This is a genomic window from Microbacterium sp. B35-30 (assembly GCF_010634855.1).
Lineage (GTDB): Bacteria > Actinomycetota > Actinomycetes > Actinomycetales > Microbacteriaceae > Microbacterium.
This window is the reverse complement of the sequence record NZ_MWLQ01000021.1, coordinates 122959-140066: the sequence shown is the minus strand read 5'-3', so window position 1 is coordinate 140066 and position 17108 is coordinate 122959. Positions and strand designations below refer to the sequence as shown.

The 17108-nt window shown below is 71.6% G+C and carries 17 protein-coding genes; 4 read left to right on the top strand and 13 right to left on the bottom strand.

From position 1 onward, the window contains the following. Positions 1 to 24: 24 nt before the first annotated feature. From eno to B2K11_RS12745, 4 genes are all read right to left on the bottom strand, one after another. Complete coding sequence (gene eno, locus B2K11_RS12760) at positions 25 to 1305, bottom strand: phosphopyruvate hydratase (RefSeq protein ID WP_163618660.1); 1281 nt, start codon at positions 1303 to 1305, stop codon at positions 25 to 27. A 97-nt stretch (positions 1306 to 1402) separates the two neighbouring features. After that, entirely contained in the window at positions 1403 to 2089 is a 687-nt protein-coding gene (locus tag B2K11_RS12755; protein WP_163618659.1) for an O-methyltransferase, read from the bottom strand. A 31-nt stretch (positions 2090 to 2120) separates the two neighbouring features. Continuing rightward, positions 2121 to 3143, bottom strand: a complete 1023-nt coding sequence (locus tag B2K11_RS12750; RefSeq protein WP_163618658.1) for a DUF1648 domain-containing protein — start codon at positions 3141 to 3143, stop codon at positions 2121 to 2123. Further along, complete coding sequence (locus B2K11_RS12745) at positions 3121 to 3492, bottom strand: GntR family transcriptional regulator (RefSeq protein ID WP_163618657.1); 372 nt, start codon at positions 3490 to 3492, stop codon at positions 3121 to 3123. The genes B2K11_RS12750 and B2K11_RS12745 overlap by 23 nt, the downstream gene beginning before the upstream one ends. 99 nt (positions 3493 to 3591) lie before the next feature. Here B2K11_RS12745 and B2K11_RS12740 point away from each other — a divergent pair, with 99 nt between their 5' ends. After that, positions 3592 to 4140, top strand: a complete 549-nt coding sequence (locus B2K11_RS12740) for a DUF4442 domain-containing protein (protein WP_239526008.1) — start codon at positions 3592 to 3594, stop codon at positions 4138 to 4140. A 1-nt stretch (position 4141) separates the two neighbouring features. Here B2K11_RS12740 and B2K11_RS12735 read toward each other — a convergent pair whose 3' ends face one another. Continuing rightward, complete coding sequence (locus tag B2K11_RS12735; protein WP_163618656.1) at positions 4142 to 4960, bottom strand: SGNH/GDSL hydrolase family protein; 819 nt, start codon at positions 4958 to 4960, stop codon at positions 4142 to 4144. Positions 4961 to 5026: 66 nt separating this feature from the next. Then, entirely contained in the window at positions 5027 to 5467 is a 441-nt protein-coding gene (locus tag B2K11_RS12730) for a YdeI/OmpD-associated family protein (protein WP_163618655.1), read from the bottom strand. A gap of 76 nt (positions 5468 to 5543) precedes the next feature. On the opposite strand from B2K11_RS12730, the gene B2K11_RS12725 reads away from it, so the two are divergent. Beyond that, positions 5544 to 6791: an amino acid permease gene (locus B2K11_RS12725; RefSeq protein WP_163618654.1), complete on the top strand. Its 1248-nt coding sequence runs from the start codon at positions 5544 to 5546 to the stop codon at positions 6789 to 6791. A 27-nt stretch (positions 6792 to 6818) separates the two neighbouring features. Here the strand turns inward: B2K11_RS12725 and B2K11_RS12720 are convergent, their stop codons facing one another. The 3 genes from B2K11_RS12720 to nhaA form a co-directional block, all read right to left on the bottom strand. Continuing rightward, the gene (locus B2K11_RS12720; protein ID WP_163618699.1) at positions 6819 to 8186 is read right to left on the bottom strand and encodes an ATP phosphoribosyltransferase regulatory subunit; all 1368 of its coding nucleotides are present in this window, start codon (positions 8184 to 8186) and stop codon (positions 6819 to 6821) included. A 155-nt stretch (positions 8187 to 8341) separates the two neighbouring features. After that, positions 8342 to 9061: a MazG family protein gene (locus tag B2K11_RS12715; protein ID WP_163618698.1), complete on the bottom strand. Its 720-nt coding sequence runs from the start codon at positions 9059 to 9061 to the stop codon at positions 8342 to 8344. A 53-nt stretch (positions 9062 to 9114) separates the two neighbouring features. Beyond that, a complete protein-coding gene (gene nhaA, locus B2K11_RS12710; protein ID WP_163618653.1) occupies positions 9115 to 10275 on the bottom strand; it encodes a Na+/H+ antiporter NhaA in 1161 nt (386 codons plus the stop codon). 174 nt (positions 10276 to 10449) lie between these two features. Here nhaA and B2K11_RS12705 point away from each other — a divergent pair, with 174 nt between their 5' ends. Both B2K11_RS12705 and B2K11_RS12700 read left to right on the top strand, forming a co-directional pair. Continuing rightward, the gene (locus B2K11_RS12705; RefSeq protein WP_163618652.1) at positions 10450 to 13137 is read left to right on the top strand and encodes a phosphoenolpyruvate carboxylase; all 2688 of its coding nucleotides are present in this window, start codon (positions 10450 to 10452) and stop codon (positions 13135 to 13137) included. Positions 13138 to 13206: 69 nt separating this feature from the next. After that, entirely contained in the window at positions 13207 to 13377 is a 171-nt protein-coding gene (locus B2K11_RS12700; protein WP_163618651.1) for a hypothetical protein, read from the top strand. A gap of 109 nt (positions 13378 to 13486) precedes the next feature. Here B2K11_RS12700 and B2K11_RS12695 read toward each other — a convergent pair whose 3' ends face one another. The 4 genes from B2K11_RS12695 to B2K11_RS12680 form a co-directional block, all read right to left on the bottom strand. Further along, the gene (locus B2K11_RS12695; RefSeq protein ID WP_163618650.1) at positions 13487 to 14194 is read right to left on the bottom strand and encodes a DUF2652 domain-containing protein; all 708 of its coding nucleotides are present in this window, start codon (positions 14192 to 14194) and stop codon (positions 13487 to 13489) included. A gap of 24 nt (positions 14195 to 14218) precedes the next feature. After that, on the bottom strand, positions 14219 to 15919 hold the full coding sequence (locus B2K11_RS12690) for an MFS transporter (protein WP_163618649.1): 1701 nt from the start codon (positions 15917 to 15919) through the stop codon (positions 14219 to 14221). A gap of 87 nt (positions 15920 to 16006) precedes the next feature. Then, positions 16007 to 16606, bottom strand: coding sequence for a gamma carbonic anhydrase family protein (locus B2K11_RS12685; protein ID WP_163618648.1), 600 nt, complete (start codon positions 16604 to 16606; stop codon positions 16007 to 16009). Between the two features lie 106 nt (positions 16607 to 16712). Then, positions 16713 to 17084 (bottom strand): VOC family protein, encoded by a 372-nt coding sequence (locus B2K11_RS12680; RefSeq protein ID WP_163618647.1) that lies wholly within the window; start codon positions 17082 to 17084, stop codon positions 16713 to 16715. Positions 17085 to 17108 lie beyond the last annotated feature (24 nt).

Sequence of the window (17108 nt, the reverse complement as noted above, 5' to 3'; positions counted from 1 at the left end):
GCGACTTCTCACGCTGTCAGCGCATCAGCCCTTGAACCGGGGGAAGGCTCCACGGCCCGCGAACACCGCGGCCTCGCCGAGCTCCTCTTCGATGCGCAGAAGCTGATTGTATTTCGCGACGCGCTCGCTGCGAGCGGGCGCGCCGGTCTTGATCTGACCCGCGTTGACGGCGACTGCCAGGTCGGCGATCGTGGTGTCCTCGGTCTCGCCCGAGCGGTGCGACAGCATCGAGCGGTAGCCGTTCTGGGTGGCCAGGGCGATGGCGTCGAGCGTCTCGGACAGCGTGCCGATCTGGTTGACCTTCACCAGCAGCGCGTTGCCGACCCCGAGGTCGATGCCCTTCTGCAGGCGGGTGGGGTTGGTGACGAAGAGGTCGTCGCCGACCAGCTGCACCTGCGAGCCGATCTTGTCGGTGAGAACCTTCCACGCGTCCCAGTCATCCTCGTCGAGGGCGTCCTCGATCGTGACGACGGGGTAGTTCGCGACGAGGTCGGCGAAGTAATCGGTCAGCTTCTCGGCCGACCACGGGTTGCCCTCGACGGTGTAGACGCCGTCCTCGAAGAACTCGCTCGCGGCGACGTCGAGTCCGACGCCGATGTCCGTGCCCGGGGTGAAGCCTGCCTTCTCGATCGCCTGGATCAGGAAGTCGAGGCCCTCGCGGTTGTTCGGGAGGTCGGGCGCGAAGCCGCCCTCGTCGCCGAGCCCGGTGGCGAAGCCGGCGGCCTTCAGCTCGCCCTTGAGGACGTGGTAGACCTCGGTGCCCCAGCGGAGCGCCTCGGTGTACGTCTCCGCGCCGATGGGGGCGAGGAAGAACTCCTGGAAGTCGATCCCGTTGTCGGCGTGCTGCCCACCGTTGATCACGTTGAACAGTGGGACGGGCAGGACGTGCGCGTTCGGGCCGCCCAGGTAGCGGAAGAGGGGCAGGTCGGCCGAGTCCGCGGCCGCCTTGGCCACCGCGAGCGAGACGCCGAGGATGGCGTTCGCGCCGCAACGCGACTTGTTCTCGGTGCCGTCGGTGGCGATGAGGATCTCGTCGATGACGCGCTGCTCGCTCGCCTCGACACCCTCGATGGCCGGACCGAGCTCGTCGATGACGGCCGCGACGGCCTTCAGGACGCCCTTGCCGCTGTAGCGGCTCTTGTCGCCGTCGCGCAGCTCATACGCCTCGAAAGCGCCGGTCGACGCGCCGGACGGCACGGCCGCACGCTGGACGATGCCATCGTCCAGCAGCACCTCCACCTCGACAGTCGGGTTTCCACGCGAGTCGAGGATCTCGCGGGCGCCTACAGCCTCGATCTGTGCCACAGGGGTTCTCCTTGCTTAGGGTGATTCGCTGGAGCGTCGTCGGTCCGCCCCTCAGCCTAGTGACCCGCCACCGCGTTGTGACGACGACCTTCGTCCGTCAGACGACCAGCGCGATGGCGATGCCGTCATAGCCCTTGGCGTCGAGCGTCTGGATGGCCGTCGCATCGAAGCGGGGGTCACGGCCGAGCATCTCGAGACCGCGCTGCACACCGATGATCTGCGGATTCTCGGTCGCGGGATTGGCGACCTCGCCGCCGCGCACGGTGTTGTCGACCATCACGACCGTGCCCGGCCGTCCCAGCCGCGCCGCCCAGTCGAGGTAGATCGTGTTGGATTCCTTGTCGGCGTCGATGAAGACCAGGTCGAACGGCTCGTCGCCGGCGAGGGTGGGCAGCACGTCGGCGCCGCGGCCGAGCCGGATCTCGACCTTGTCGCCGACGCCCGCACGCTCGAGGTTGGCTCGGGCGAGCTCGGCGTTGCGCGGCTCCGCCTCGATCGTCACGACACGGCCGTCGCGCGGGATGCCGCGGGCCAGCCAGATCGTCGAGTATGCGGCCAGCGTCCCCACCTCGAGCACCCGGCGGGCGCCCGATATGCGTGCCATGAGATGCAGCAGCTTGCCGTTGACGGGCGCGACCTCGATCGCCGGGAGCCCGGCGCGCTCCTGATCGGCGACCGCCCGCTCGAGATCCGGATCGTGACCGACCAGCAGCTCGGTCAGGTACGCGTCCACGCGCGACCACTTCTCGGGAGTCGGCCAGGTGTCGGGTGCGGGTTCAGCCATCTCCTCAGCCAATCCGCCCGCCGACCGGGCGTCAAGGCCTCGAGGCCGCCCGGCTGACCAGGGCCTCGAGCAGTGCGGCGCCGGTGTCGGCGTCGTCGACGGTCACGACGAAACGCTTGCCGCTGCGGCGGAGCACCTCGATCGCCTCGCCGGAGCGCAGCACGACTCCGAAGCGCCGGCCGGTCGACAGCCGCAGCCCCCAGCCGCCGAACTCGCCCATCGGGTTCACGTCGACGCGCGCGGCCGACTCGATGTCGGCGAGCGGCACGTGGAATCGCGGGATGCCGAGCACCGAGTCGACGTGCAGCCCGCTGTCGTCGACGCGGACGTGGAACGCCAGCGTCGTGGCAGCGAAGGCCAGGAGCAGCAGCGCGAGGCCGGTGAGCAGCCATGCGAGGCCGATCTGCGCACCCGTCGTCCACGCCACGACAGCCGCGACGGCGACGGCGAGCACCGCGGCTAAGATCCCCACGGCAGCGCCCGTGCTCATGGCTGTGGCGCGCACCCACACAGCGCGTTCACTGGTGCCAAGCGCCAGCGGGACAGCGGGCCGGACTGCGGCATCCATCGCATCCTGCGGCGGCTGCGCGTACCAAGCGGCCACACCGACGGCGACAGCTGCCACGAGCGAGCCAGCGAGGGGCAGCCATATGGAGGGCGGATTCGCCGCGTTGAGGGACGCCGCCTGTGCTGCGAAGGTCCACGTGAACGCCACCGTCGTCAGTGCCGAGGTCGCCGCGGCGGTTGCGCCCATCAGCCGGTATGTCACGCCCCGTTCTCCGCGACGGAGCCCCGGCAGCGTCGTCAGCGCGATGAGCGCCGGGATGCCGAGGCCGAATGCCGCGGTCGCCAGCGGCTGCGTCCAGGCGGGTGCGAAGCCGTCCGCTTCGCCGGCGCCGTTCCAGTGGGTCGCGATCGTCGCCGGCACCTGCGGCAGCAGCACCAGCTGCACGGCGACGCCGATCGCGACGAGCACGATGGGCATCCCCACCGCGACCAGGAGGAAGCGACGAACAACGGGGTCGGGGCGGTCAGCCGGGTGTGCGGTTGTCATGGGTCGCGATCTCCTTCACGAGGGCGGCGAGTGCGTCGGGCGGCAGCCCCGCCGCGTGCGCCCGCGCGACGAGGTCCTGGATGTCGTGGTGAAGCGTCTCGAGGGTCGCGGCCTGCCCGGTGACGACCGCGCCGCGGCCGCGCCGCAGTTCGACGAGACCTTCATCGCGCAGGTCCTGGTAGGCGTGCAGCACGGTGTGCACGTTCACCCCCAGGGCGGCGGCGATATCACGGGCTGCCGGCAACCGGTCTCCCGGGCGCACCCGGCCGGCCGCGGCATCCGCTCGGACGGATGCGGCGATCTGCGCGAACAAGGGCGCTTCGCTCTCGGGATCAATGCGAACCAGCATGACGCTAACTCTACTAGCACTAGAACAAGTACCGGAACCATTTGTGGAGATCGCCCAATCGAATTCCCGGCTCACGCGTCCTCGGCCATGCTGAAAACCATGCGTGTGACTCCCCGACGCCTCGCTCTCGGCATGAGCCTGTGGATCCCCAACCTGTGCAGCGGCATCCGCGTGAAGAGGTTCGCCGACGACTGGACGAGCGCCACCGTCGAACTGCACGTCAACGTCGTCACCCGCAACTACGTCAAGACGGCGTTCGGCGGATCGATGTCGGCGATGACCGACCCGTACTTCTTCATGCTCGTCATGCACCAGCTCGGGCGCGACTACGTCGTCTGGGACACGCGCGGCGAGATCGAGTTCCTGAAGCCCGGACGCGGGGTGCTCACGGCGCGCTTCGAGGTGCCGCGCAAGAAGGCCGAGGAGCTGCGCGAACGCGCTCGAGGCGGCGCGAAGGTGCTCGAATGGTTCGAGACCGACATCACGGATGCCGCGGGCGACGTCGTCGCGAGGGTGCGGCGCGAGGTGTACGTGCGCGAGAAGAAGCGCGTCACCGCGGCTACGACGAGCGTCTCGTCGCCGGTTCCCGCGCCGTTGTCCGAGTCGGGCGCCGAGTCGGGCGAGCGTCAGTCGGCGCGGCAGCCGTAGGTCACTCCACCAGCGCGCGCGCCGCGGTCAGCTCCTTGAGTATCGCGGGCAGCAGCGCCTCGGCGGTCCGCCGGTACCCCAGCGCGCTCGGATGGAACCGGTCGAGACTGAACATCTCGTCCGGCTGGGTCACGAAGAACGGGCCCACCGCTCGACGCAGCGACACCGGGCGCGCTCCGCACCGCGATGCAGCCTCGGCCTGTGCTTCGGCGAGTTGGCGCGACAGCCGCGAGCCGAGCGCCCGCAGGGGCTGCGGCACCGGGCGCAGGGCGCCCAGATCGGGGCACGTTCCCACGACCACGACAGCGCCCCGCGCGCGCAGCCGCAGGATCGCCTTCTCGAGGTGGGCGACCGAGGTCGTCACGGGCACACGGTGGGTGATGTCGTTGCCGCCCACCACGATCACCGCCGCGTCCGGCACGTAGTCGGCGGGCAGGGCGTCGACCTGGTCGTCGAGCACCGACGACTCCGCTCCGACTATCGCCGCCGTCCGCAGCCGCACCGGCCGCTGCGTCCTGCGCGCGAGCCCCTTCGCGAGCCGGGCGCCCAGGGTGTCCTTGCGGCGCTCGGCACCCAGCCCCGCGGCGATCGAGTCTCCGAGCACGACGAGCTCGATCGGCTCGCCTCCGAAGCGACGGGCCCACACGCGGTCGGCGTCCAGCGCCTCCTCCCCCAGCGGCTTGCCGATCCGGCGACGCGCCAGCGCTGCCTGCCGCGCCAGCACTGCCCGGCCGCCGAACACGATGAGCCCGGCACCGAGCACGGCGCCGGCCGAGGCCGCGGCGACGGCAGCGGGCGAGAGGTCACGCACGCGGGACATGCCGACATGCCACAACACGCGGGTGAACGGATGCCGTCACCCCGGTGACGCGCGGGGTTCGGGCGGTCAGGCGCCCGCGAGCGCTCCCAGCACGGCCGCGATGCGGCGCTCGCGGGTCTCGGGGCGCTGGGCTTCCGACACGGAGCGCGCGAGCTCCTTGCGCCGGCTGAGCGACAGCGCGTCGAATGCGGGGCGCACACCGCCGGCGTCCAGGGCTGTGGCGAGGTCCGCCGGAACCTCGACGTCGCGCTCCTCCGTGTCGAGTGCGACGGTCGCGTCCACTTCGTCGCCGATCTCGACGCGCAGGTCGGCGCGCACCGCCTTCGAGAGCCCGATGACGTTCCGGCCGTCCATCACGGCGAGGCGCACCCGTGCAGAGCGCCCGCCGATGCCGACCACGACCGCGGCCCGCTTGCCGCCGCGGAGTTCCGCCACCTGCGCGTCGGTCAGCTCGATCGCGGTTGCCGGCCCGAACGGCACCAGCACGGTGTGGATCTGCAGCGTCATGGCATCATCCTGGCGGTCGGCAGGCGTCTCGTGAACCCCGGATCCGCCGTTCGTCCGCGCGCGCTAAAGTTCGCCCGTGACATCCCCCTCACTCCAGCGCCGCCTCGGTCTCGGCGACGCCGTGTTCATCGGCCTCGGCTCGATGATCGGCGCCGGCGTGTTCGCGGTGTGGGCGCCGGCGGCGGATGCCGCGGGCACCGGGCTGCTGATCGGCCTGGCGATCGCGGCGGTCGTCGCCTTCGGCAACGCGACCTCGTCCGCGCAGCTCGCCGCCGCGCACCCGACGTCCGGCGGCACCTATGCCTACGGTCGGGCGGAGCTGGGTCCCTGGTGGGGGTACATCGCGGGCTGGGGCTTCGTGGTCGGCAAGATCGCCAGCTGCGCCGCCATGGCGCTGACCTTCGCCGCCTACGCCGCTCCGAGCGGGTGGGAGCGACCGGTCGCGGTCGCGGCGGTGGTCGTGCTCACGGCCGTGAACGGATTCGGCGTGACGCGCACGGCGGGCGCCGCCCGGGTGATCGTCGTGGTCTCGCTCGGCGCGCTCGCCGCAGGGATCACGGCGGCGCTCTCGGCGGGCGCGATGCCGGAGTGGCTGACCGCCGAGACCCTGTGGGCGGGCGGCGGCTACGGCATCCTGCAGTCCGCCGGCCTGCTGTTCTTCGCGTTCGCCGGCTACGCCCGCATCGCGACCATGGGCGAAGAGGTCCGCGATCCCCGCCGGGTGATTCCGCGGGCCATCGTGATCGCGTTCCTCATCGCGCTCGCGGTGTACGCCGTGGTCGCCGTCGCGGTGCTGAGCGCGCTGGGTCCCGCCGGCGTCGCCGCGTCGACAGAGCCGGTGGCGGAGGCGGCGGTGCGATCGGGATGGACATGGATCGGCACGGTCGTCCGGGTGGGCGCCGCGGCCGCGTCGCTCGGGGCCCTGCTCGCGCTCATCGCCGGTGTGAGCCGCACCACGTTCGCCATGTCGCGTGAAGCCGATCTGCCCCGGTTCCTCGATCGAGTGCATCCCCGCACGCACGTGCCGCTGCGGGCCGAGATCGCCGTGGGCGCGGTCGTGGTGGTGCTCGTGGCACTGATCGACCTGCGCGGAGCGATCGGGTTCTCGTCGTTCGGCGTGCTGCTGTACTACTTCGTGGCGAACGTCGCGGCGCGGCGTCAGCGCGGCGAGGCGCGGCGCTACCCGGCGGCGCTGCAGCTCGTCGGGGCGATCGGATGCCTCGTCCTCGCCGTGACGCTGCCCTGGCAGTCCGTCGTGGGCGGCGTGGTCGTCGTCGCCGCCGGCATCGCCTACCGCGCGGTCAGGCTCCGGCGGCGAGCCTGACGCGGCGCCCTACGCCGGCGGAACCCGTCAGGTGAGCGGCTTCACCTCGAGCGCCGCGGCGGTCGTGCCCGCCGCGACCGTCGCGAAGGCGGTGTAGCCGTCGGATGCCGCGCGCTCGAGCAGCGCCTTGAGGTTCTTCGTGCGCTGCTCCAGGCGCACCCGCGAACCCTGTCGCACCAGCGCGGCCTTCAGGGCGAGCAGCTCGGCCTCGGGCACGTCGCGATCGTGGACCAGCACGACGGCCGGGGCTGCGGCATCCGTCTGCTCGGCCACCAGGTCGACGATGCGCTCGAAGCCGATCGAGAAGCCGACCGCGGGCACATCCTGCCCGAGGAAGCGGCCGATCATGCCGTCGTAGCGACCACCGCCGCCGAGCGAGTAGTCGACGGAGGGGTGGGCGAGCTCCAGGATCGTGCCGGTGTAGTAGCCCATGCCCCGCACCAGGAACGGGTCGAACACCAGCGGGATGTCGCCGGCGCCGCTCTCGGTGGCGACAGCGGCACGTGCCGCAGCCACCGCCTCGCCGATGCCGACGAGGTGCGCGACGATGTCGTCGGGCGCGTCCGCCGGCAGCGCCTTGCGGATCTGGCGCTCACCGTACGGGTGGTAATCGAGGGTCACCGGGCGGCGCAGGAACGCCTCCAACGCATCGATCGCCGCCGAGTCCGATCCCTCAGCCGAGTCCGACCCCGCAGCCGAGTCCGACCCCGCAGCCGAGTCCGATCCCTGAGCCGAGTCCGATCCCTGAGCCTGTCGAAGGGCGCGCTCGCGCAGCTCGGCGACGATGCCCTCCGGCCCGATCTTGTCGAGCTTGTCGATCGTGATGAGCACGCCGGGGCGCTCGTCGGCGCCGAAGCCGAAGCTGTCGAGCATCCAGTCGAGCACGCGCCGGTCGTTGATGCGGATGCTGCCGCCTTCGAGCCCCAGCGCGTCCAGGGTGTCGAGCGTCGCGACGGCGAGTTCGGCCTCGGCGCGGGACGAGGCATCCCCGATGATGTCGATGTCGCACTGCACGAACTGGCGGTACCGGCCCTTCTGCGGGCGCTCGGCGCGCCACACCGGCGCGATCTGGATGGACCGGAACACCGACGGCAGCTGCCCGCGATTCGTCGCGTAGAAGCGCGCGAGCGGCACGGTCAGGTCGTAGCGCAGCCCGAGGTCGGTGAGGCTCGCGGGGTCATCGGCCGCCCCGCGGATGGCGTCGGCGTCGAGCCCGCGCTTGAGCACGTTGTAGGCGAGCTTCTCGTTGTCGCCGCCGATGCCCGCGTGCAGCCGCGAGTACTCCTCCATGACGGGCGTCTCGATCTCGTCGAACCCGTGCGCGCGGTAGCGCTCGCGGATGACGGCGAGCACGCGCTCACGACGGGACTTTTCAGCGGGGAGGAAGTCGCGCATGCCGCGCGGCGGATTGACGGATGCCACGGAGCCATCTTTCCAGATGGGCTACGAGCCCAATTCCGGGTCGTTGCGCGAGCGAAGCGAGACGAAACGCCTCCCAGCCACGACGAACGCCGCCTCAGCGCGTTTCGTCTCGCTCGTTCCTCGCTCGCTCAACGACCGATCGACTCGGCGGCGCGGATGTCGCCCTCGAGCCGCCGCACCCGCTCGCGGAGCGCCCGCTCGGCGTCCCAGCCATTCGCGCGGGCGGTTGCGACAAGTGCCAGCAGCGCGTCGCCGAGCTCGGCCTCGCTCGTCGGCTCGAGGCGTTTCGTCTCGGTCACTGGCGCTCCCTCGCTCAACGACCGGATATCTCGCCGAGACCGGGCAGCTCCGCCGAGACCGGTGGCGTCGCCCTCCGTGTCGGCGGGGATCCCCTGGTTCGACGTCACAGGGGCGGGGACACCGGCCTGGGCCGCCTTCGACAGGAGCTTCTGGGCGAGCGCGAGGCTCGGCATCCGCTCGCTCACGCCGTCCAGCACGCTCGTGCGCGTGCTCTTCTCCGCGGCCTTCGCGGCGTTCCAGTGCACCAGCACCTCTTCGGGCGTCGTCGCGATCGCATCGCCGAAGACATGCGGATGCCGTCGCACCATCTTGTCGGTCAGCCCGCGTGCGACGTCGTCGATGTCGAACGGCGCGGCCTCGTCGCGCGAGGCGATCTCGGCGTGGAACAGCACCTGCCAGAGCAGATCGCCGAGCTCTTCGCGCAACTCGTCGCGAGAGCCGCCCTCGACGGCGTCGATGAGCTCCGCGCTCTCTTCCACGAGGTAGGGCACCAGCGCGCGATGGTCGATCTGCTGCGTCCATACGCAGCGATCGCGGACCGCGCGCATGACCTCCGCCGCCTCGCGGAGCGGGTCGGCCGCGTCGTGCGGGCGTGCGTCTGTCACGTCGTCGCGGATGCGGTCGTCGCCCGGTGCCGGTAATGCCATGCCCGCCAGGATACGAGGCCCGCGGCCAGCAGGAGCGAGATGACCGAACCTGCCAGCACGCCGAGCGTGGCCTGATCGCGCAGGGCGGCAGCATCCGTGAAGGCGAGCTCCGACAGCAGGAGCGACACCGTGAACCCGATGCCGCCCAGCGCTCCGGCGGCGACGAGGTCGGCGAACGCCAGCGGCGGCGCACTCCCCCGGTGCGCGACGCGCAGCGACAGCCAGCCGAACGCCGCGATGCCGACGATCTTGCCGACCGGCAGCGCCACCAGCACCCCCCAGAACGCCGGCGACAGCTGCGACAGCGGGACGGACGGGATGGCCACCAGCGCGGCGGAGAACGCGAACACCGGCAGCACGATGACGTTCACCCACGGCTCGAGCTCGTGCCGCACGCGCAGCGCGGGCCGCTGCGCCATCGCGAGCCCGAGGACGACGCCCGCGATCGTCGCGTGGACGCCCGACAGGTACACCAGCACCCAGGTGGTGATCGCGAGCAGCACCAGCACCACCGCGATCGGGATGCGGGCGCGGGTATCGAGCTGCCTGCTCAGGATGCCGAACGCGACGACTGCGACCGCCGCCCCGGCGAGCGCCGCGATGTTCACCCCGTCGGTGAAGAGCACCGCGATGAAGATGATGCCGACGATGTCGTCGAGGATGGCGAGCGCGAGGAGGAAGACCCGCAGCGCCGCCGGCAGCCCCTTGCCGAACACCGCGAGCACGCCGAGCGCGAAGGCGATGTCGGTCGCCGTCGGGATCGGCCATCCTGCCGTCGCGTCGGTGCCCCACGCCATCGCGGCGTAGATCGCGATGGGCACCAGCACACCCCCGGCCGCCGCGATGGCCGGCTGCAGCGCCTTGCGGGCGGAGTTGAGCTGCCCGCTCGTGAGCTCGTACTGCAGCTCGACGGCGACGACGAAGAAGAAGACGGCGAGGAGGCCGTCCTTGATCCAGTGCGACAGGCTCAGCTCGAAGACGCCCGGGATGCCGAACTCGGCGTGCATCGCCGCGTCGACGGCGGGCGCCAGGGACGAGTTGGCGACGAAGAGTCCGAGGCCTGCGGCGACGAGCAGGATGACGGCGGGAAAGCGAGCGGAGCGAAGAAGCGACATCGGGCCTCCGGGAGGGGATCGCGGGTCGACAATGGTGCGCCGACCAGACTTCCCGGCTCTCCACGTGCCAGTGTAGCGAGGCCCCTCCTCCTTCCCGACCGGCGCCATGCGGCGCCGTCGTCACACAGCGTCGGCCGTGACAGCCGGGCGACAGCGCGCCGTTAGCCTGGAGAGATGCGCGAACTCACCCAGACCGAAGCGATCGACCTCGTGGGCCGATACGAGGCGGAGCAGGCGATCCCCGAGCAGATGCGCAGCGACGTGCGCATGCTGGGCACCCTCCTCGGGCAGGTGCTGCGCGAGAGCGGATCGCCCGGGCTGTACGAGGATGTCGAGCGACTGCGCACCGCGACCATCCAGGCCTACACCGACGAGACGCCGGAGGCGTTCGCCCGTGCCGCCGCGATCGCCGACTCCTTCACGGTCGCCCGCGCCGATGAGGTCGCCCGGGCGTTCACCGCGTACTTCCACCTCGTGAACCTCGCCGAGGAGCACCAGCGGGTGCGCATCCTGCGCGAGCGCGACGGGCGCCCCGACCGCGAGCAGGCGACCGACTCCGTTGCGGCGGCGTTCGTGCGGCTCGCCGCCGAGGTCGGTGACGACACCGCGCTGCGCCGGCTGCAGAACATGCGGTTCCACCCCGTCTTCACCGCCCACCCGACCGAGGCGCGCCGCCGGGCCGTCTCCACCAGCATCCGCCGCCTCGCGGCGCTCCTCGAAGAACATGACGCGTCGCGACGCGGCGGCGTGAACCAGCAGCGTGCCGACCAGCGCCGCGCCGAGCGGCGCATGCTCGAAGAGATCGACACGCTGTGGCGGACGGCCCCGCTGCGGTCCGAGAAGCCCGCGCCCACCGACGAGGTCCGCGCGGTCATGGCCGTCTTCGACGACACGCTCTACACCGCGGTGCCGCACGTCTACCGCCGCGTCGACGACGCACTGCAGGGACCGGCGGCCGGCGGCCGCGCGCCCGTTGTGCGCCCCTTCGTGCGGGTCGGCTCCTGGGTCGGCGGCGATCGCGACGGCAACCCGTTCGTGACGGCATCCGTCACCCGCAAGGCGTCCGCCATCGCGAGCGAGCACGTGCTGCTGGGCCTTGCCCGCACGGCGGGCCGCATCGGCCGCACGCTCACGCTGGATGCGACGACCACACCGCCGAGCGACGCGCTGCTGGCACTCTGGCGGCGCTTGAAGGCCGCCGACGAGGATGCCGCGAAGGATATCGCCAAGCGGTCGCCCGACGAGCCGCATCGCCGCATCGTGCTGCTGATCGCGCGGAAGATCGAAGCGACGCGCGCCCGCGACGCCGACCTCGCGTATGCCGACCCCGAGCACCTGCTGGCGGACCTCCGCGTCGTGCAGGACTCCCTCGTGCGGGCCGGCGCACCGCGCCAGGCGTACGGGCACCTGCAGCAGCTGCTGTGGCAGGTCGAGACGTACGGGTTCCACCTCACCGAGCTCGAGGTGCGTCAGCACTCGGCGGTGCACGCCAAGGTGCTCGCAGAACTCGGGTCGGGGTCGCCGCGCAGCGAGCTCGCCGAGGAGGTGCTCGACGTGATCCGCACCGTCGGGTTCCTGCAGGAGCGCTACGGCCCGCGCGCGGCAGGCCGCTACATCGTGTCGTTCACGCAGTCCGCCGAGGACCTCGCCGCCGTCCACAAGCTCGCGGCGTACGCGGTCGGTCCCGACGGCCGGCCTCCCGTGCTCGACGTCATCCCGCTGTTCGAGACCTTCGCCGATCTGCAGGCAGCGCCCCGCATCCTCGCCGAGATCGTCGAACACCCGGAGTTCGCGGCCCGCCTGGAGGCCACCGGACGGCGGCTGGAGGTCATGCTCGGCTACTCCGACTCGTCGAAGGACGTCGGACCCGTCGCCGCGAACCTCGCCCTCTACGAGGCGCAGGCCAAGATCGCGGCCTGGGCCGACGATAACCGGATCGAGCTGACGCTGTTCCACGGGCGCGGCGGCGCGCTCGGCCGTGGCGGCGGCCCCGCCAATTCCGCGATCATGGCCCAGCCGCCGCACTCGGTCGATGGCCGGTTCAAGCTCACCGAGCAGGGCGAGGTGATCTTCGCGCGCTACGGCGATCCGGCGATCGCCATGCGGCACATCGACCAGGTCGCCGCGGCGATCCTGCTCGCCTCGTCGCCTTCGAACGAAGAGCGCAACCGCGCGGCGGCCGAGAAGTACGCGGGCGTCGCGGCGACGCTGGACGCGGCATCCCGCGAGCGCTTCTTCTCGCTGGTGAAGGCTCCCGGCTTCGCGCCGTGGTTCGCGCGCGTCACACCGATGGAGGAGATCGGCCTGCTCGCGCTGGGCTCGCGCCCGGCCCGCCGAGGGCTGTCGGTCGAGTCCCTCGAGGACCTGCGGGCGATCCCCTGGGTGTTCGCGTGGACGCAGGCGCGCATCAATCTCGCCGGATGGTTCGGGCTCGGCACCGCCCTCGACGCCGTCGGCGACGAGCCGCTGCTGCAGCAGGCCTATCAGGAGTGGCCGCTGTTCCGCACGCTCATCGACAACGTGGCCATGAGCCTCGCGAAGACCGACGATCGCATCGCGCTGCACTACCTCGAGCTCGGCGACCGGGACGATCTCGCCGCGTTGGTGCGCGACGAGATGCGGGTGACACGTGACTGGGTCGTCCGCATCACGGGCGGCACGGAGCTGCTCGGCAACAAGCCTGTCCTGCAGCGGGCGGTCAAGATGCGCAGCCCCTACGTCGACGCTCTCTCGCTGCTGCAGCTGCGGGCCCTGCGGGCGCTCCGCGAGGCTCCGGAGGGCGCACCGGTCGATCCGGAGCTGCAGAGGCTCCTGCTGCTGTCGGTGTCGGGCGTCGCCGCCGGCCTGCAGAACACGGGCTGATCCGCGCCGAGTGCGGCGACACGCGCGTCGCACCCGGAATCCCCGATGGCCCGGCGTACCGTAGCACCCATGGCACGCATCGTCGCCGCCGAAGTCTGCCCCCAGTGCGGGTCGCTCGATGTGCGGGCGAACGAGCCGAGGTGGTTCCGGATCGAGTGGGATCGACGAGACGCCCTCGACGACGGCAGGGTCGACCGCCTGGAGTTCGGCTGCCTCGACTGCGGCCTGCTCTGGGAGTGACAAGACGAAGAACGGATGCCGCGGGCGGAGGTCACGCGGTGCCGAACCCCGCCCCAGCGAAGCGATGGGGCGGGCGAAGCGGCGCAGGTCGCGCGCCTGCGCCCTGCCGCTAGCGCACCCGACGCGGCTTCCTCGTGCCCAGCATGTACGGGAGCCCGCGGCCGACCGCTGAGAACGTGCTGCCGAGTCGGGAGCGCAGGGTCGGCGATGGAGGAGCGACGCCGACGTCATCCAGATCGGCGACGTCGACGAAGTACGCGCGGACGCTGCCGATGCCCTCCACCTCAGGCGTGATCTCGCCGACGGACGTGGGCAGCGGCGTGGTCCCTGTGCCGTACAGCTCCTCGGTCAGCAGGACGTACTCGGGGATTTCGACGGAGTTCTTCAGCAGCCGGTGCACGAGGATCACGTCGATGCCTACGAGCTTGGACCGTCCGCTCACCCGCTGGGTCGCGACATCACCGATGTGCGCCACGAACTTCAGCGTCAGATTGCGCGCCTGGCGGCATCCCCCACATGGGCAGAGGTTCTGCACCACGTACTCGCGCTCAAGGTGGAACGCCCGATGCATCGCGACCGCCAGCACGAGGATGTCGGAGACCGTGGTGTCGGGCTGCCGTGCCGCCGCGCGGCGCGAGAGGAAGGCGGCGTCGCCCTCGATCTCGACGAGCTCGAAGCCGCTGGCTGCGCGGACGATGCTCTCCAGCATCCGCGCCGTGTTGACCTCGGCGTGCGCGAGCGTCATGCGGTGCGAGCCCATGTACTCGGTATATCCGCCGATGTCGGCGATCAGCAGTGCCGTTCGCTCTGTCCCCATGTGCCCAGTCCCTTCGTCGGTCGTTCATCCCAGCGGGTCTCGCGATGCCCTCGGCCCGTCAGGCGGGTCGTCGGGCGCGTACCGCTCCAGCTGGTCCTCCACCGTCGTGGCGGCCGCCTGTGCGCTGGGCGCGTAGCCGAGGACGACGGCGGTGAACCGGTCGGCGGCGAGCGCCTTCAGTTCGAGACGCGTGCGCGCGACCACCGTCGCCGTTCGCGGCGTGCGACGGAGCAGCGCGATCTCGCCGAATCCCTCCCCCTCGCCGAGCGTCGCGATCACGCGACCATCGCCCCGCACGTCGGCTCGGCCGCTCTCGATCACGTAGTAGTGATCGCCGAGGTCCCCCTGAGTGAAGACCGCGCTGCCCGGTGCCACCTCGACCGGTTCCAGCCCGCGAGCGAGCTGCTCGATCGCGGGCAGCGGGAGCGGCTGGAACATGGGCACGCGCTGGAGGAGGCCGACTTCGGCGTCCAACGCACCGACGGATCGATCAAGGCCGCGCAGCCGCCACCATGATGCGAGTGCGAGCACCGGACACAGCACGCCGATCGCGATGAGGGCACCCTCGACGCCGAGCCACGCGATCATCACCGACGCGATGATCGCCCCGACGCCGATGGAGACGGCGACCAGGCTCTCGAGCACGCCGAAGACACGCGCCATCAGGGCGTCCGGGGTCAGCCTGCCGATCAGCGTGAACCCGGCGAGGTCGATCAGCGCGTTACCGACCCCGACGAATGCGAGCAGGACGAGCGCCGCCGCCTGTGCCGGGAAGACGCCGACGAGGGCGATGGGCAGTCCCCACAACGCCACACCGACGGCGAACCACCCGCCCAGCCGCCGGGTTCCGACGAGCAGCGAGGCCGCGAGCGAGCCGAGGACCGCTCCCACGCCGACCGACGCCATCAGCGATCCGGCGCCGGACTCCCCCATGCCGAGCAGCTCGATGGCGACCACGACCGAGAACACGGTGAGCGCGCCCCGGGTGAGCGCTTGGGCGGCGGCCAGGCCGAGGATCAGTTGCAGATCGCGGCTCCGCCACACGACGGTGAGTCCCTCCGCGGCCTCCCTCAGCAGGTCGCGCCGGGGCGCCGCCGGCCTCGGCGGCGCGTCGTAGCGCACACGGAAGAGCAGCAGCGCTGCCCAGAACGACGCGACCGCCGCGCCGGCGAACACGACGGAGACATCGGTGAAGGCCAGCAGGATCGCGGCGACGAGCGGCCCGACGAGCGTCGCGACGGAGTCCAGCAGCCCCCGCACGACGTTGGCGCTGGCCAATTCGTGCCCGGTGCGGCAGAGCGTGGGCAGGAGGGCGGAGTGCGCCGGCCGGAACATGGTCGCCGCGATCGTCGAGACGACGGCGAGCGCGTAGACGACGGCGATCGGGCCCGCCACTGCCACGACGACCGCCGCGACCGCGGTGGCAGCGCCCCGCACGACCGACACCACGACGAGCACGCGCTCACGCCGCCCGCGATCGGCGAACGGCGACAGGATGGGCGCCAGCAGCGCGGAGGGGAGCATGCGCAGCAGTCCCACCGCGCCTAGGGCGAGCGCGCCGCCGGCGTTGTACGCGACGATGCCGAGCGCCACGGTGAATGCCCACTCCGCGGTCCAGGCCCCGAGGAAGCTCAGCTGCGCGCGCCGCAGATTGGGGTTGCGCCAGTTGCTCGAGAAGGCCCCCACGGCCTGATCGAGCCTCGAACGGGTCCCCAGACGGCCCATGTCGCGACCTTACGGCCTGGGCCCGGGGAAGGCCAGCGTCCCGTCGATCTCGTGACCGCCGGCGTGTGCGGCCGATACGCGAGGATGTCAGTCGATGCGGCGGTCGTCGGCGTGACGGGCGAGGCTGCGGCCGTAGCGTTCGGTGAGCTGCACCATGAGGTCGGGTGTCTCACGGTCGAGCCCGAACACGTAGCCGGGGAAGTCGAGCTCGCGCTGCGCCGCCCAGATCTCTTCGTGGCGATCCGGCGGGAGGATCTGGACCGGATCCCCCACGGCGACCCAGGCGATCGGCACCGTCGAGTCCGGCGGGAGCGTCGTGCGCAGGTGCACGACGGCGTTGATGCGCACCTCGCTGCGCGCGCCGATGCGCGCGCCGTTGAAGACGCGGGTGCCGGTCGCGAGGAACACCTCCTCCTCGACGACGGCGCCCGAGACGCTGGCCATCGGGCCGACGAGCACGTGATCGGCGATGTGCACCGGATTCGTCGAGGTGGCACGGATCAGCGCGTTCTCCATGACGATCACGTTCGCGCCGAGGGTGACCGCACCGCCCTCGGCGGTGATCACCGCACCGTGGAGGATCTGGCAGTCGGCGCCGATCTCGACGTCGCCGCTGATCACCGCGGTCGCCGCCACGACAGCGTCGGGGTGGATGCGGGGCTGGGCCCCGAGGTGCTCGAAACGCATCATGCCTCCTCGATCCCGTGCCGGCTCGCCCATCCCCGGGGCCGTCGCGGTCGGTTCACAGCGTAGTGCGGTGCATCGCCACGGCACCCGGAAGACGGCGTGCGCGTCAGTTCGGGTGCTCGGTCAACCGCCAGTAGTAGCCGCTCGGATCGAGCACCCGGAAGTCCCGGAGGCCCCACGGCTGCGCCTGCACGTCGTCGTCGATGGGCCAGCCCTCGTCGACGACCCGCCGGCGGGCGGCATCCAGATCGTCCGTCTCGAGCACGAGCTCGACCCCGACCGGTGGTCGGCGCGGTGCGGTGTCGACCGATGAGCGCCATGCCGCCCCGACGCGCACGCGGCCGAGCTCGAGCGCGACGTAGGCCCACTCGACGTGCCGCTCATCGCGCACGAGGGAGAACCCGAGCACGCGGACGTAGAAGTCGACGGCGCGGTCGAGGTCGTCGGGGAAGATTTCGATGCGAAGGTCGGCCACCATCCCTCCACTCTCCCGCACCCGATT

What these genes read in the sequence shown, in the direction of transcription:
- B2K11_RS12755 (WP_163618659.1), bottom strand. Translation starts at nt 2,089, where the DNA reads ATGGCTGAACCCGCACCCGACACCTGGCCGACTCCCGAGAAGTGGTCG.
- B2K11_RS12750 (WP_163618658.1), bottom strand. Translation starts at nt 3,143, where the DNA reads ATGACAACCGCACACCCGGCTGACCGCCCCGACCCCGTTGTTCGTCGC.
- B2K11_RS12745 (WP_163618657.1), bottom strand. Translation starts at nt 3,492, where the DNA reads ATGCTGGTTCGCATTGATCCCGAGAGCGAAGCGCCCTTGTTCGCGCAG.
- B2K11_RS12740 (WP_239526008.1), top strand. Translation starts at nt 3,592, where the DNA reads ATGCGTGTGACTCCCCGACGCCTCGCTCTCGGCATGAGCCTGTGGATC.
- B2K11_RS12735 (WP_163618656.1), bottom strand. Translation starts at nt 4,960, where the DNA reads ATGTCCCGCGTGCGTGACCTCTCGCCCGCTGCCGTCGCCGCGGCCTCG.
- B2K11_RS12730 (WP_163618655.1), bottom strand. Translation starts at nt 5,467, where the DNA reads ATGACGCTGCAGATCCACACCGTGCTGGTGCCGTTCGGGCCGGCAACC.
- B2K11_RS12720 (WP_163618699.1), bottom strand. Translation starts at nt 8,186, where the DNA reads ATGCGCGACTTCCTCCCCGCTGAAAAGTCCCGTCGTGAGCGCGTGCTC.
- B2K11_RS12715 (WP_163618698.1), bottom strand. Translation starts at nt 9,061, where the DNA reads ATGCGCGCGGTCCGCGATCGCTGCGTATGGACGCAGCAGATCGACCAT.
- nhaA (WP_163618653.1), bottom strand. Translation starts at nt 10,275, where the DNA reads ATGTCGCTTCTTCGCTCCGCTCGCTTTCCCGCCGTCATCCTGCTCGTC.
- B2K11_RS12705 (WP_163618652.1), top strand. Translation starts at nt 10,450, where the DNA reads ATGCGCGAACTCACCCAGACCGAAGCGATCGACCTCGTGGGCCGATAC.
- B2K11_RS12700 (WP_163618651.1), top strand. Translation starts at nt 13,207, where the DNA reads ATGGCACGCATCGTCGCCGCCGAAGTCTGCCCCCAGTGCGGGTCGCTC.
- B2K11_RS12695 (WP_163618650.1), bottom strand. Translation starts at nt 14,194, where the DNA reads ATGGGGACAGAGCGAACGGCACTGCTGATCGCCGACATCGGCGGATAT.
- B2K11_RS12690 (WP_163618649.1), bottom strand. Translation starts at nt 15,919, where the DNA reads ATGGGCCGTCTGGGGACCCGTTCGAGGCTCGATCAGGCCGTGGGGGCC.
- B2K11_RS12685 (WP_163618648.1), bottom strand. Translation starts at nt 16,606, where the DNA reads ATGCGTTTCGAGCACCTCGGGGCCCAGCCCCGCATCCACCCCGACGCT.
- B2K11_RS12680 (WP_163618647.1), bottom strand. Translation starts at nt 17,084, where the DNA reads ATGGTGGCCGACCTTCGCATCGAAATCTTCCCCGACGACCTCGACCGC.